General features: G+C 68.6%; 4 protein-coding genes. All 4 read left to right on the plus strand.

Annotation, left to right across the window (positions count from 1 at the left end; genetic code table 11):
- Window positions 1–201: 201 nt before the first annotated feature.
- The 4 genes from AB4061_RS06285 (at window position 202) to AB4061_RS06300 (ending at window position 15,190) form a co-directional block, all read left to right on the plus strand.
- Window positions 202–1,011, plus strand: coding sequence for a secretin and TonB N-terminal domain-containing protein (locus AB4061_RS06285; protein WP_441631952.1), 810 nt, complete (start codon window positions 202–204; stop codon window positions 1,009–1,011).
- A 2-nt stretch (window positions 1,012–1,013) separates the two neighbouring features.
- Window positions 1,014–1,523 (plus strand): RNA polymerase sigma factor, encoded by a 510-nt coding sequence (locus AB4061_RS06290; protein ID WP_441631954.1) that lies wholly within the window; start codon window positions 1,014–1,016, stop codon window positions 1,521–1,523.
- A 118-nt stretch (window positions 1,524–1,641) separates the two neighbouring features.
- A complete protein-coding gene (locus tag AB4061_RS06295; RefSeq protein WP_441631956.1) occupies window positions 1,642–2,634 on the plus strand; it encodes a FecR family protein in 993 nt (330 codons plus the stop codon).
- Window positions 2,635–2,980: 346 nt separating this feature from the next.
- Window positions 2,981–15,190, plus strand: coding sequence for a filamentous haemagglutinin family protein (locus AB4061_RS06300; protein WP_441631958.1), 12,210 nt, complete (start codon window positions 2,981–2,983; stop codon window positions 15,188–15,190).

The following is a 15,190-nucleotide window of genomic DNA, read 5'->3' on the forward strand; positions in this document are numbered from 1 at the left end:
CGCCGACAACATCGCCACGTGCACGCCAATCTGATCCTGACTCCTCACATCGATCGCCAGGACGATCGGCCATAGCCGGACAGATGAAAGTCACACGGGAAAAGAGGCGTTTGTCATGAAGTATTCATAAAATTCGACGACATTGCTGGCGAAGCATCCACCCCGCTTTTTCCAAAAACTCCGGCGACTCATGCGTTTGAAATGACAGGCAACTCGGCATCGGTCAGCGTGCTTGCGCTGACAGGATTCTTGAGTGGCTTGGGGCTCCTGATTGCGACTGGGGTGGTGCGTGCGCAGTCGACGGGTACGTCGGGGGGGCCATCACGGTCGGACATGCCTCTCCATGGACCGGCCACTGCTGCCACATTGCCGTTGACGGGTGTGCCGGCCATCAGCCTCACGGCCGGGAGAAATGAAGGGTTTTTCGACTTCGACATACCCGCGCTACCCTTGGATTCCGCACTTGACCGCTATGCGGCGCAGTCCAGACGGCCGGTGCTTTTTCGAAGCGAACTCGTGACCGGGCGCATGTCGTCAGCTGTGCAGGGGCGTTTCTTGCCCGAAGCCGCGCTGAACCAGCTGCTCAAGGGGACGGGCCTCGTCGCAGAACGAGACAATGCAGGGGGAGGCGGCAGTGCCTTTGTCTTGATGGAAGCCGATGAGCACGCCGCACCGGCACCCTATGCCGGGATCGACAATCTGGTCAGTGATCGACGGTATCCTGGCCAGGTTCAATCCCGCATCTGGCAGGCACTCTGTAGCGCCCCACGGACCGCCCCCGGGAATTACCGCGCGCTCATGCGCTTTCAATTGAGCGCCGATGGCCGCATCCAAGGGGTGCGCTTGCTTGGTTCGACGGGGGAGCCCCAACGTGACGTGGCGCTGATGGATACCTTGAGAACGATCCGGGTTCCTCCGCCACCGCTGGATATGGTGCAACAACCGCTAACCATGTTGATTGTCCCCGGGGATCACAATGGCAGGCTTCGCTGCGACAGGGAGGCGTTCTAGCTATGTCCGACGACGCGCAGCCGGCCTTGCTGGAACATTTGGCCAATCGCTACGCCAACCTCAAGCGAAGTCTCGTGCGGGTGCTGGGCAGCGATGACCTGGCTGGCGATGCTTTGCACGATACCTATCTGAGGTTGCAGCGCCAGGAGAACCGCGGGCCGATCCTGAGCCCGAGTGCCTATCTGCTGCGCATGGCGGTCAATATCGCCGTCGATATTCAGCGCAGGCAGAGCCGCAATTTGTCGACCGACGACGTTGAGGCGCTCATGGATCTGTCCGATCCCGCACCCGGTCCGGCGCAGGTGGTCGAAGACCGTGCCGAGCTCGAGGCCTTGAGCAGAATCATGGCGCGCCTGCCGGCACGCCGGCGGCAAGTCTTGCTGCTGGTCCGCTGGGAAGGATTGTCGCAGAAGGAAGTGGCCGAGCGACTGGGGGTTTCGATACGCACGGTCGAGAACGAATTGAAGCGCGCGCACGATTTCTGTGCCCAAATGTCGAGCAGACAAAAATAGTTGAGGGATTTGAGCATTGTCATTCGTCTTTACTCGTGAAACGCAATCCGCGCCGAAGTTGCGCGCGGCTCGACGACGCCATCCAGAGCGTGTCTTCATGGTGGCTTGATTCGATATCGTGAAGAAACCCATCGACCAACATGCCGTCTCCAACGACGCGCTCCAGGAGGAAGCGCGGGCTTGGGTGCGCTTGCTCACCTCGCGCGAAGTCAATGCATGGGATGCGCAAGGATTTCAACGCTGGCTGCAGAGCAGCCCGGCCAACAAGGAAGCGTTCAACGAAGCCAAGCGGCTCTGGACTGCGATGAAGCCGGCGGCAGGGGAATTGCTGCGTGCCAATCCGGGGATCGCCGCCGCACACAGCCATGCATCACGCCCCGTGCAGTTGGGGCGCCGTGCATTCATGGGCGCAGCGGTGAGCGCTGCGGCCGTAGCGGCCGTAGCCGTGGTGTACCCACCCCTTGGGGTTTGGCCAGCGATCACGGAGTGGGGGGCGGACTACCGTACCGCCGCCGGCGAGCGGCAGGAAATCGGGCGAGCCGGCAGTGTTCTTGTTACGCTCAACACGCGGACCAGCGTTCGACGACAGATGGACGATGGCGAAATGGTCGGCCTGGAACTCATCAATGGGCAGGCCGCCGTCGACCTGTTCCGGGGCGGCCGGCGCTTCGTCGTGACGGCGGGAGTCGGCCGAAGCGTAGCCGAATCGGGACGCCTCGACGTGAAGTCTCTCAACGGCAAGGTCTGTGTCACCTGTCTTGAAGGTGCCGCGCGCGTGGAGCATCCCTCGGGGATTCGCGCACTCCTGGCTCGGCAGCAAGCCATCTACGACGATCGTGTCGTCAGCTCCGTCGTCGGCGCTGAACCGCAGGAGGTGTCGGCTTGGCGCACCGGAGAAATGGTGTTCCGCAATACGCCGCTTGCCGAGGTGGTCGAAGAAATCAATCGTTATCGACCCGGCCGTGTCGTGCTGGTGAACAACGCCGTTCGCGCCCACCTGGTGAGCGGTCGATTCCTGATTACGTCTCTCGATGCGGTGCTATGGCAAATCGAGCGTACCTACAAGCTTGAAGCCACGTCCTTGCCAGGGGGACTGCTGGTCCTGAGTTGAGCCGTCCGGCACGAGGGCTGGCCTTTCCACCGCGCAAAATGCATCGGGTGTGGAATGCCCACCGCCTCACGAGGTTCGCCGCTGTAGCCCGGCGAGAAAGTGCAAAGTCAAAAAAATAGTTGAGGGATCTGGCGGTAGCCATTCGTCTTGTCTCAGCGAGTTGCTGTTGCCGCTTACTGCGAAGCGGAACCAGACAAAACGCGAAGGACGTGGCAGCCCGGCACCGGGCGGGCTGCCGTAGCGGAATCGACTCAACTATTGGGCAGGACTTCAGATGAGCACACGCGGGCGCAAGTGCGCAATAGCGAAATCACGACACCTGGCACCGGCGGCACGGCCATTGCGCATGGCGCCGCTGACCCGGGCCGTTGCCATGCTGCTTGCCACTGRCGGGGTCTGGGGTACGGCGCAGGCGCAGCAGGCGTTCAGCAATGCATGGTTTGCGGCCAAGGGCGCGGCGCAGAGCGCGGCGCAGCAGACCGGGCGCCTGCCCAACGGCATGCCGGTGTCGGCGCTGACCAACCCCTCGGCGCAGCAGCAACAGGCCAACACCGAGCTACAGCGCTCGCTGGCCAACCTGGGCACGGCCGCACAGGGCATCGCGGCGATGCAGGCGGCGCAGGCCAGCGCGCGTGCGGCCGCCGCGGCGGCGAACGCCACGGTGCCGGACGGGCTGGCCGAGGGCGGCCTGAAGATCGACACCAACAGCCTCACGCAGGGCTGGGTCAGCGCCAACGCGCCGGCGCAGACGGTGGCCGACGGCAAGACGACGGTGGCCATCCAGCAGACCGCGGACCGCGCGGTGCTGAACTGGGAGACCTTCAACGTCGGGCGCAACACCACGGTGGATTTCAAGCAGCAGGCGGACTGGGCGGTGTTGAACCGCGTCAACGACCCGCAGGCGCGGCCGAGCCAGATCCAGGGGCGGATCCGGGGCGACGGCACGGTGATGATCGTCAACCGCAACGGGGTGATCTTCAGCGGCACCAGCCAGGTGGATACGCGCAACCTGGTGGCGGCGGCAGCCAGGATCAGCGACGGCCAGTTCAGCAGCAACGGCATCTACGGGTTCAACGGCACGGCGCCGAGCTTCACCGATGCGCTGGGCAAGGTGGAGGTGCAGGCCGGCGCGCGGATCGCCACGCGCACGCCGGCCACGGTGACGCAGGGCGGGGGCTATGTGCTGCTGCTGGGCGGAGAGGTTAGCAACGCGGGCACGATCGCCACGCCGCGCGGGCAGGCGGCGCTGGCCGCGGGCGACAGCTTCGTGATCCGGCGCGGGGTGGGTACCGACGGCAACACCACGTCGACCACGCGCGGCAACGAGATCTCGCCGCAGTTCGTGGCGAGCGGTAGTAGTGCGGGCAGCGCGGGCAAGGTGGCCAACAGCGGGCTGATCCTGGCCACGGAGGGCGACGTGACGATGGCCGGGCGCGACGTGCAGCAGCTCGGGGTGGCGGTGGCGACGACCACAGTCAACACGCGCGGCACGGTGCACCTGCTGAACTCGGCGGCGGACACGCGAGGGCGGGTGACGCTGGGACCGGGCGCGGTGACTGCAGTGCTGATCAACGACGACGGCAAGACCACGGCGCTGGACAGCCAGCGTGACGCGCTGATCCAGGACTCGGCGGCGCAGGACCTGCTGCGCGGGGGAGCGGCGTTGGGGCTGTTCGACAACCTGTCGAGGCTGTCAGACCGGCGCGACCAGTCGCGGGTGGAGATCGTCAGCGGGGGCGACGTGCTGTTCCAGGGCGACTCGCTGACGCTGGCCACGGGCGGGCAGATCGCAGTGAGCGCGATGGGGCGCAGCTTCGTGGCCAACCGGGCGCAGTTGGATGTGTCGGGGGCGGTGGGCGTGGCGCTGGCGATGGACACGAACAACGTCAAGATCAATGTGCAGGGCAACGAGCAGCGCGACGCGCCGGGCAACCGCGACAGCGGGAACCTGCTCAATGCGAATGTGTGGATCGACCGGCGCCGGCTGGTGTACGTGCCGGCGGGCGTGGGCGGCTACGCGACCGAGCGCTGGTACACGGGGGGCGGGCTGCTGGAGGTGGGCGGCTACCTGGGCAACCAGGGACACCGGATCGGCGAGTGGGCGGCGCAGGGCGGCACGGTGACGCTGGGCGGCAAGGAGGTGGTGACGCAGGCGGGCTCGTCGATCAACCTGTCGGGCGGCAGCCTGGACGTGCAGACGGGGTACCTGAGGCAGACGTGGTTCAAGGGGGCGGACGGGACGCTCCACAACGCCGATAACGCGCAGGCGGGGGTGTTGTACACGGGGCTCTACACGGGCTTCAACGACGAGCACCCGCGCTGGGGCAAGACGGCGACGCAGTTGTTTGCGAGCCCGCTGATCGCGCCGCAGCAGGTGCTGCAGAACGGCTACACGGTGGGCCGCGACGCGGGCCGCCTGCAGGTGAGCGCACCGACGGCGGTGCTCGAAGGCGAGGTGGTGGCCAAGGTGTTCAACGGCGCGCAGCAGACGCAGGCGCGCGCGGCCGGTCTCGCCGACGGCTACAAGCAGGGGCAGTACGCGGTGGCGCAGGCGGGCGGGCTGGCGCTGGGGCAGTACACGGGGCCGGGGCGCACGGGGGTGTTCACCAGCGAGGTGAAGATCGGCACGGAGGCGGGCGTGACGCCGGGCATGGGGGCGGCGGACGCGCTGGACCCACAGCGGCAGAACACGGTGTGGCTGGACGCGGGCATGTTGAACGGCTTCCAGCTCGGCGCGCTGGATCTGGCCAGCGGAGGCCGCATCGTGGTGAGCCAGCCGCTGGTGCTGGCCGACGGCGGCTGGCTGAGCCTGGTGGCGCCCAACGTCGACGTCAATGCCAACATCACGGCGCGCGGCGGCACGGTGAACGTGTCGAACCTGTTCACGCGCGCAGGTGACCGCTATCCCGGCGCGCTGATGGCGGCCGATGGCGCATCGCAACTGACGCTCGAGGCCGGCAGGACGATCGACGTGCGCGGCGTGTGGACCAATGCGCGCATCGATCCGGCCAGGCTTGCCGGGCTAGCCTATGTCAATGGCGGCAACGTCACGATCGACGGCTCGCAAGACGTGACGATCGCCGGCGGCAGCGTGATCGACGTCTCGTCCGGCGCGGCCATCCTGGCCAGCGGCAAGACCATGGGCGGCAAGGGCGGCAACGTCACGCTGATTGCCGGCGACGTGTCCGGCGGCGTCAGCGCTGTCACCGGCAATATGGTGCTGGACGGTGTGATCCGCGCAGCCGGCGTCAACGGCGGCGGCACGCTGACCTTGTCCTCGCCGAACAATGTGCTGGTCGGCGAGAACGCCTCGCTGGCCGGCGGCGTGCTGGCCGCCGGCACGGCGGCGCCGTTGCGGATGCAGCTCACGCGGCCGCTGACCATTGCCGCCGGGCAGCCCTTGCCCTTCACGCTGACGGAGGCGCACAACACGCTGCCGCTCGATGTTCCCGTTCCCATCGACATCTCGCTCTCGGGCGGGTCGGGCATACCGACCGCGGCGGACTGGGTCGTCGCGAACGGGATGAGCGCTTTGTATGCCAGAGGCGCCGATGGCAACCTCGTCTACTATGGCCCCGGTCAGGTGGTGCCGGCCGGGACATTGATCATCGGCGCGTCCGGGTCCGGCACGATCCCGGCCGGGACCGTCATCCCCTCGAGCGTTTTCCCGCAGGGCCTGCAGATCGACCCTTACCGTCTCGTCTATGCCGCCGGCTCGGTGCAGGCGCAGGATATGACCTACCAGGCCGGCACGGTGATTCCACCGGGCACGGCCCTGCCGCAGACGGTGTCGGTGGCGCCGGCCCCGGCGCTCAGCCCCGCGTTCTTCCGCGCGGGCTTCTCCAACTACGACATCAATGCCGGGCTGGGCATGCTGGTGGCGGGTTCCGCCATCGCGCCGGCCATGCCCATGTACCGGATCACCGCCGGCAGTCTCGTGGCGCCCTCGGGCAGCGATCCCTCCGCGGCGATGTCCTTGTGGCTGCCGCCGCTGTATGCCGAGCACCCGCAGAGCGCGACGCTCACGCAGCGCGGCGGCGCCAGCCTGACGCTGCGCTCGCAGACCCGCAGCCAGAACGGCCTCCTGATGGGCGGCGGGTCGATCATCATGCAGAAGGACGCCTCCATCACCGTCGATCCTGGGCAGAGCATCAAGATCGACGCCACCGGGCAGATCGATATCGAGGGTACGCTGACGGCGCACGGCGGCAGCATCAGCCTGGTCAACGAAGCGGACGGCTCCGTCGACACCCTGCGCAATTTCGATGTGGCCGGCGTCGGCCGCGGCGTGTCGGTGTGGGTCGGCCCGAGCGCCAAGCTCGATGTCTCGGGCCAGGGCTACGCGGCGGTGGACGCCCAGGGGCGCAGCTATGGCACGGTCATGGATGGCGGCACCATCAAGCTCAGCGGCGGCACCGCGTTCGTGGTGGTGCGCCCGGGCGCCGAGCTGGACGCCAACGGCGCCCGCGTCGTGGTCGATGCGGGCACGGTGGACGCGCGGGCCGCGGCGGGCGGCGCCCTCACGCTGGCGAGCAATGGTGGTGCCATCTCGCTCGATTCGCTGAGCGGGCTCTACCTGGACGGCACTCTGCACGCCGCCAGCGGCGGTGCCGGGGCCAGCGGCGGCAGCCTGTCGATTGCGCTGCTCACGCCCTATTTCTCCAACCTGGGCGGAGCGCTGCCGGCCAACGTCCTGGTGCCGAGCATCATGACCGTGGTGCAGGCGCAGCCGTCGCCGTCGCTGCCCGCGGATCTCGCCGCGGGCACGAACGCCGCCGCGCTGGCCTTCGGCCGGGCCGCCGTCAGCGCGGACGCGGTCAAGGCCGGCGGCTTCGACGCGCTCGCGCTGCGGTCCGGCGACTACATGCAGTTCTCGGGTGACGTCGCGCTGGCGCTCGGCAAGAGCTTGTCGCTGACGGCGGGGGCATTCACCTCGGGGCCCGTGCTGGCGGGGTCTCCCGATGCCTCCACGCCGCCGGCAAGGGGCAGCGTGCGTATTGCCGCGCCGTACGTCCTGCTCAGCGGGGTACCGGTCATCGTGCCGGACGGCAACAGCACTGGCACGATCTACAACCCGCGCAGCACGGGGGCACCGACCGTCGCGACCTTCGAGGTCGATGCGAAGCAGATCGATATCCAAGGGCTGCTCGCTTTCTCGGCGGAGACCCGGCGCTACGATTCGTCCATCTACGACTGGGTCTATACACCGGCTCCGGGTTTCCGCACGACCCGGCTGGTCAGCCAGGGCGACATCCGCTTCCTGCCCACCACCGTCGACCAGGGGACGACGCTTGCCAGCGCCTGGGACGTCGACCTGCTGGCCGCCCAGGTGTACCCAGCCACCAATGCGAGGGCCACCGTCATCGCGGGGCAGAACAATCCAGGCTACGTGGCGAAGCTGACGATCGGGCGCACCACGCCAGACGTGCCGGACGCTCCCCTGTCCGTGTTCGGCAGCCTGAGCTTCCAGGCGCCCATCATCGAGCAGGGCGGCATCGTGCGCGCCCCCTTCGGCGCCATCACGCTGGGCACCAACTACCCGGCGACGCAGCGGGTCGACCTGTTGCCCGGCAGCTTGACCTCCGTCTCGATGGCCGGCCTGACCATTCCCTATGGCGGCACCGTCGACGGCGTGACCTACACCTACGGCGGCGCCAGCGTGCGGCCCCTGGACCTCACCGGCTTCACCGGCAACAGCATCTTGCGGTCCGGGGCCGGGATCACGCTGGACGCGCAGGCGGTCAACGTACAGGGCGGGGCGACGCTGGACCTCTCCGGCGGCGGCACGCTGACCGGCGCGGGCTTCGTTTCGGGCCGCGGCGGCTCGGTCAACATCCTCACCACGCCGCTGGTCAACGCCAACCCGGCCACGCCGCTGAGCAAGGCGAGCGACAAGGTCTACGCCATCCTGCCGGGCTATGCCTCCGGCTACGCGCCGGTGGCGCCGGAGAACGGCGCCGGCGACCCGGCCATCGGCCAGCAGATCACCGTGGGCGGGGGCGTGCCCGGCCTGCCGGCGGGCACCTACACGCTGCTGCCCTCCAACTACGCGCTGCTGCCCGGCGCCTACCGGGTGGAACTCGGCGCGGGCGGCGGCAAGCCGCTCGGCGGCGTTGCCGCGGTCGGCACCGGCACCTATGCCACCGCGGTCCAGACCGGCACCGCCAACACCGGTTTCCGCGGCGCCTTGCCGCTGACGGCGCTGATCACGCCGGGGACGGCCGTGCGCCGCTATGCGCAGTACAACGAGCAAGGCTACGCCGACTTCTTCACCGCGGGGGCGGCGCAGTTCGGCGGCCTGCGCCCGCTGCTGCCGGGCGACGGCAAGATCCTGCAGATCAAGTTCGAGCAGCCCGGCACGCCGCCGGGCACCTCGGCGCTGAGTTTCGCTGGGACCGCGCGACTGCGGGGCGACGCGGGCGGGATCGACGGCTCCGTGGCCCTGTCGAACGTGGGCGAGATCGTCGCGGACGCCGCCACGCCGGGGTTCGGCGGCACCTCGGTCCGCGCCGCGGACCTGAATGCCATCGCGTCCCCGCGACTGCTGATCAACGGCACGGTGGGTGTGATCAACGGCACGCTGATGTTCCAGGGCGGGCAGGACCTCGCCATCCGCGACGGCGTCACGCTCCGGGCCGGCGAACTGGTGCTGGTCGGCGGGAACATCGGCGTCGGCAACAACGTGACCTTGAGCACCATCGGCCAGGGCGGGACGCCGTTCGACTCGGCCTCCACCGGCATGGGCTACACCACCGGCTACGGTACCTCGGTGCTGGCGTTGTCCAACGGCAAGCTGGACTTCCTCGGCTCGCAGGGCACCGGCGCCATCACCATCGGCGCGGGGTCGCAGCTGTACTCCGAGGGCACGCTGGCGTTTGCCACCAACGGCGGGGTCAACATGGACTCAGGCGCCCGCTTTGGTTCGCGCAATATTGCACTGGCCATGAACACCATCAACGTCGGCAGCAGCGGCGACATTGCCGCGGCGGGTGCCCCGGCTGGGCTGCTGTTCGACCAGGCGCTGTTCAATCGGCTGGTCAGCGGCGATCTGCCGCAGGGCGTGCCGGCACTGCAGACGATCGCGCTGGGCGCGTCCAGCGCGATCAACCTGTTCGGCAGCGCCGGCCTGGACGCCGCCGGCGCCGGCATCAACCTGGTGCTGAACACGCCCGCGATCTATGGCTGGGGCGGGGCCGGCGATCATGCCACCATCGCGGCGGGCAAGATCACTTGGAACGGCATCGCCGGTGCCACGCCGCCGGCGATCGTCGGCAATGGCCCGGGAACGGGCCTGGGCACGCTGGACCTGGTGGCCAGGGAGATCGACCTCGGCCAGTTCGTGTCGCTGGACAATAGCAAGGCCGGCCGCACGGTCTATGGCTTCGGCAACGTCAACTTGAGGGCCAGCGAGAAGATCGTGTCGGCCGGCAACGGTTCGCTCTTCGTCTACCAGGCGGCCAGCGCGGACCCTGGCGCGGTGTTCGGCCAGAGCGGCACGGGCGGCAACCTGATGCTGGCAACGCCGCTGCTGACCGGCATGCAGAAGTCGATCATGGCCTATACGGCGGGCGGGGCGCTGAACGTGCTGGCGCCGCAAGGCCAGGCGCCGAGCCAGGCGAACTCGACCATCGCAGGCGCGCAGATCGACCTGGGCGGCGACAGCGTCGCCATCGGCAGCACCATCCTGCTGCCGAGCGGCAAGCTGGTGGTGAACGCCACCCACGACATCGCGCTGGACGCCGGCAGCCGCATCGACCTGAGCGGCCAGCCGTCGACCATCCAGCGGGCCACGGTCTATGGCTTCGGCGGCACGGCCAGTTTCAACAGCGCGCAGGGCGGCGTGGCGCAGGCAGCCGGCGCGGTGATCGACGTCTCGGCGATCCATGCGAATGCCGGCGAGATCACGATCGATGCGGGCAACGGGCGGGTCGCGCTGAACGGAACGCTGAATGGCGGCGCGACCGATGGCCAGGCCAGCGGCGGCTTCAGTGCCAGGGCGGCTACCTTCGCCGACTTCGCGGGGTTGAACGCCGCGCTGACCCGGGGCGGCTTCTTCGACGCCCGCAGCTTCACCGCCAGGCAGGGCGACCTCGTGGTTGGCGACGGTGTGAAGGCGCACAAGGTGTCGATCGCAACGGACGGCGGGCAGCTGACCGTGACCGGCACCATCGATGCATCGGGCGTGGCCCCCGGCACGATCCGCCTGTCGGCCGCCAACGGGCTGACGCTGGCATCGGGTGCCGTGCTCGATGCGCGCGGCACCGTGCTGCAGGCAGATAGCTACGGGCTGCCGATCGAGGCCAGGAACCGCGGGCATGTCGAGCTCACCGCCGCCGGCGGTACCCTGACGCTGCAGCCGGGCGCCACCATCGACCTGTCCACGCCGGGCAGTGTGGCCTATGGCGACGTCGTATTGAATGCGCAGCGCGTCGGCGCGACCGCGGCGAGTGCGACCGGCGTGGGGGCTCCGGCCAATGCGACCGGCAACGATGTCGCCATCTCGGCAGCCGGACCGCTCACCATCCGCGGAGCGCGCAGCATCCAGCTCAACGGATTTGCCACCTATGCGAACGCGCCGGCCGATCCGGGCGATCCCGTCGGCCAGGTCATCACGCAGGGCTGGCTCGATCTCGTCGATCGGGACAGCCAGGCCTTCATGGCCGGCGCGCTCGCCAATGCCGGCCTGCAGAGCCGCATGGCGGGGCTGTCCGCCTATGGCAGCGCCCTGCACCTGCGCCCCGGCGTGGAGGTGGTGAGCGCCACCCCGCAGGGCAACCTGACGGTATCCGGCGATATCGACCTGGCCGGGTACCGCTATGGTCCCGGCGCCGACCGCGATACCACATCCGCCAGTTACGGCGCGGGCGAGCCGCTGGCCCTGGTGATCCGGGCCGGCGGCAACCTCGCGGTCAAGGGAAGCATCTCCGACGGCTTCCGGGCGGTCGCGGGCAAGCCGGCGGTCTATGACGGCATCCTGGACATCACCAACAGTCCCGAGTTCTCGCTCCAGGATGGCTACTGGGGCACGCCGGGTGCCAGCTATGTCGCGTCGAAGGATGTCTACCTGATGACGAGCTGGACGGTGCCGAATGACGATTTCTACAACTACCTCGGCGGCCTCATCGGGTCGGATGGAACCATCTACTACGTCGGCGACACGATCCCCGCGGGCACGAAGCTGTCCGCCTCGGACGGCCTGCTGTTCGAGGCCGGGATCCGTCTGCCGGGTGTCGCGACGACGCTGGTCAGCAAGGGGGCTCCTGGCGCGGCCGCCGCGTCGGCTGCGGCGGCGATGCTGGCGGCCGGTGCGCCATCCGCGTCGCTGCGCCTGGTTGCCGGTGCCGACCTGGCCGGCGCGGACCAACGCGCCTTGCAGACCGTGCGCGCGCTCAATGGAGGCGGCAATCTCACCCTCAGCGATCCGAGCTACAACGCCTCCTTGAACGGCACCTTCTTCAGCGTGCTGCGCACCGGCACCGGCAATCTCGAATTGCTGGCCGGTGGCAGCTTCAGCGAGGCGACCCCGTACGGCGTCTACACCGCCGGCACGCAATCGGCGCCGATCCTGGCAGCGGACGGCAGCAATCCCTACGACATCATCGCCACGCGGGGCGGCGGCCTGCATGCCTGGTACCCGGAGCATGGCGGCGACCTGCTTCTCATGGCCCAGCAGGACGTGACGGGCAGCGTGCAGATCGCCAACAACAATTCCCGCTATGTCGATTCGGACCTGACCGGCAACTGGCTCTGGCGCCAGGGCGGCGGCGTGTCCGCCGATCCCACGGCATGGTGGATCAATTTCGGCGCCTTGACCCGGACCTCCGGCTGGAAGGTGGATAGCTCCATGACCGGCTTCCAGGGGATCGGCACCCTGGGCGGCGGCAACCTGACCGTGATTGCCGGCCGCAATGCCGGCGTGACCGGCAGTGGCCCGACCGGGCTCGACCTCGCGGTGGCTTCGACCGGGCGCGTACTGGCCGATGGCACGGTGGTCGCGACCGGCGGCGGCGATCTCACGCTGAAGATCGGCGGCGGGCTCAATGCGGTGTTTCCGGCCTCCATTCAGGCGCCTGACTACTATGGCGCGATCACGAACCTGCGCGGCGACATCAACGTGAATGCCGGCTCCATCGGCGCGCTCGCGGTCGCGCAAGGCGGCACCCTGTTCACGTCGTTCGATCCGCGCGCGGTCGAAGCCAACGTCTTCAAGCGCTCGGCGAAGACGCCCGGTCCCACGGTGACGCCAGGCGACGGTGTCGTCAACATCGCCACGCGCGGCGACCTGGTGATCGCGGGTGCCGCCGATGCCGGCATGGGCACCCCGGTCGATCAGGCCGGCATTCCCTATCTGCTGCGCAACGCGGACGGGAGCACGACATTCGTCCCGAATGGCGGTACCTCCGCATTCACCCTCTGGACGCCGGCGTCGGCGATCCAGCTGTATTCCGCCGGTGGCGATGTGGCGCCGTTGCCGGGCGGGTCCTTCGGCAACAGCGTGCAGAACAGCAACGGTTTCTATCCGGGCACGCTGATCGTCGCGGCTGCCAACGGCGATATCCGTTTCGCCGAGCCGTTGCCGGGCCTCGCTTATCCGGTGCTCGAGCTGGTGCCGTCGCCGCGCGGCCAGCTCGAACTGCTGGCGGCGGGCTCCATCTATGGGTCGAGCCAGGTGGTGGCGATGTCCGGCGCCGACATGAGCACGCTGGCGACGCCATTGCGCCCGGTCTTCGAAACGGCGGTCGGTGGCGGCGGCACGAACAATGCCAGTCCGACGTCGGCCTATCTGGGCTTTACGCGCAGCAGTCCGATCGCGTTCGGGCCGGACACGCCGCTGGGAAATCTCCATGCGGCCGACGATCAGCCGGCCCTCGTCTATGCCGGCAAGGATATTGTCGACCTGACGCTCGGGCAGGTACAGAATCCGTCGCCAGGGTTCGGCCCGGGCTCCTTCCAGCCGTTCCCGACGACCTGGTACGCCGCCGCCAAGCCGTTCCAGGTCATCGCCGGGCGCGATATCGTCGGCACGGGCACGACGCCGAGTGCCTACCTGAACCTGGATGCGGGCGACATCACGCTGATACAGGCCGGCCGCGACATCTTCCGCCAGTCGGTGACGATCGCCGGGCCGGGCCTGCTCCAGCTGCAGGCAGGGCGCAATCTGTACCAGGGCTATGACGGCGCGCTGACGAGCGCGGGCGATGTCGTCAACCCGTCGAACAAGTCGGGCGGGGCCGGCATCACGGTGCTGGCCGGTGTCGGCGCGAACGGCCCCGACTACACGGGCTTCGCCAGACTGTACTTCGATGCGGCGAACCAGTTGAACGCCGGCACGCCGCTGGCGGGCAGCGGCAAGGTGGCGCATGCCTACGACGGAGAACTGCTGGCCTGGCTGCGGCAGCGCTTCGGCTACAAGGGCGCGGCGGCCGATGCGCTGGCGTATTTCCTGGCGCTGCCCGGCGAGCAGCAGGGCGTCTTCGCGCGGCAGGTCTACTTCCAGGAGTTGCTGCTCGGTGGACGCGAGTACAACGACCCGGCGAGTTCGCGCTACGGCAGCTACCTGCGCGGGCGCGAGGCGATTGCGATGCTGTTCCCGAGCGCTGACGCGCAGGGCAGGGCGATCGGCTACCAGGGCGACATCACGATGTTCAGCAGCATCACGGGCTCCAGGACGGTGAACGGCCAGGCGGTACCCGTGACGACGGACGCCGGCATCCGCACCAACTTCGGCGGCGACATCCAGATGCTCAACCCGGGCGGCAGGACCCTCATCGGCGTGGAGGGCGTGCCGGCGGGGACTGGCGCCGGCCTGATCACGCAAGGGGCGGGCGATATCGCTCTGTACTCGAAGGGTTCGATCCTGCTGGGCCTGTCGCGCATCATGACCACCTTCGGCGGCAGCATCCAGGGCTGGTCGTCGGAAGGCGACATCAACGCCGGCCGGGGTGCCAAGACGACCGTGCTGTACACCCCGCCCAAGCGGGTCTACGACGGGCTGGGCAATGTCACGGTGTCGCCGAACGTGCCGTCCTCGGGCGCGGGCATCGCCACGCTGAGCCCGATTCCGGAGGTGCCGCCCGGGGACGTGGACCTGGTGGCGCCGCTGGGCACCATCGATGCCGGCGAGGCGGGCATCCGGGTCTCGGGCAATGTCAACTTCGCGGCGCTGCAGGTGGTAAACGCGGCCAACGTGCAGGTTCAGGGGAAATCGACGGGGCTGCCGGTGGTCGCCACCGTGAAGGTGGGGGCGATGACCAATGCCAGTTCGACGGCGTCGCAAGCTGCCGCCGCTGCGCAGGATGCGATGACGCGTGATCGCGCGGCGCAGCGGCAGAACTTGCCTTCGATCTTCACGGTGCGCATGCTCGACGCCGGCACGGAGTCGTCGTCGCCCGCTGATGGCGAGAGCAAGAAGGCGCCTGCTGGCGGCCTCCAATCCAGCGCGCCATACGATCCGGCGAGTCCCGTGCAGTTCGTCGGCCTGGGCGGGCGATTCAATCCTGCCCAGCTGGAACGACTGACTGACGACGAGCGCCGCAATCTGAAACAGATCCGGTAG

It is taken from the genome of Cupriavidus sp. YAF13, assembly GCF_052113425.1.
GTDB lineage: Bacteria > Pseudomonadota > Gammaproteobacteria > Burkholderiales > Burkholderiaceae > Cupriavidus.

Excerpts from the sequence above, each read along its gene's own strand:
- AB4061_RS06285 (WP_441631952.1), top strand. The coding sequence starts at position 202 with ATGACAGGCAACTCGGCATCGGTCAGCGTGCTTGCGCTGACAGGATTC.
- AB4061_RS06290 (WP_441631954.1), top strand. The coding sequence starts at position 1,014 with ATGTCCGACGACGCGCAGCCGGCCTTGCTGGAACATTTGGCCAATCGC.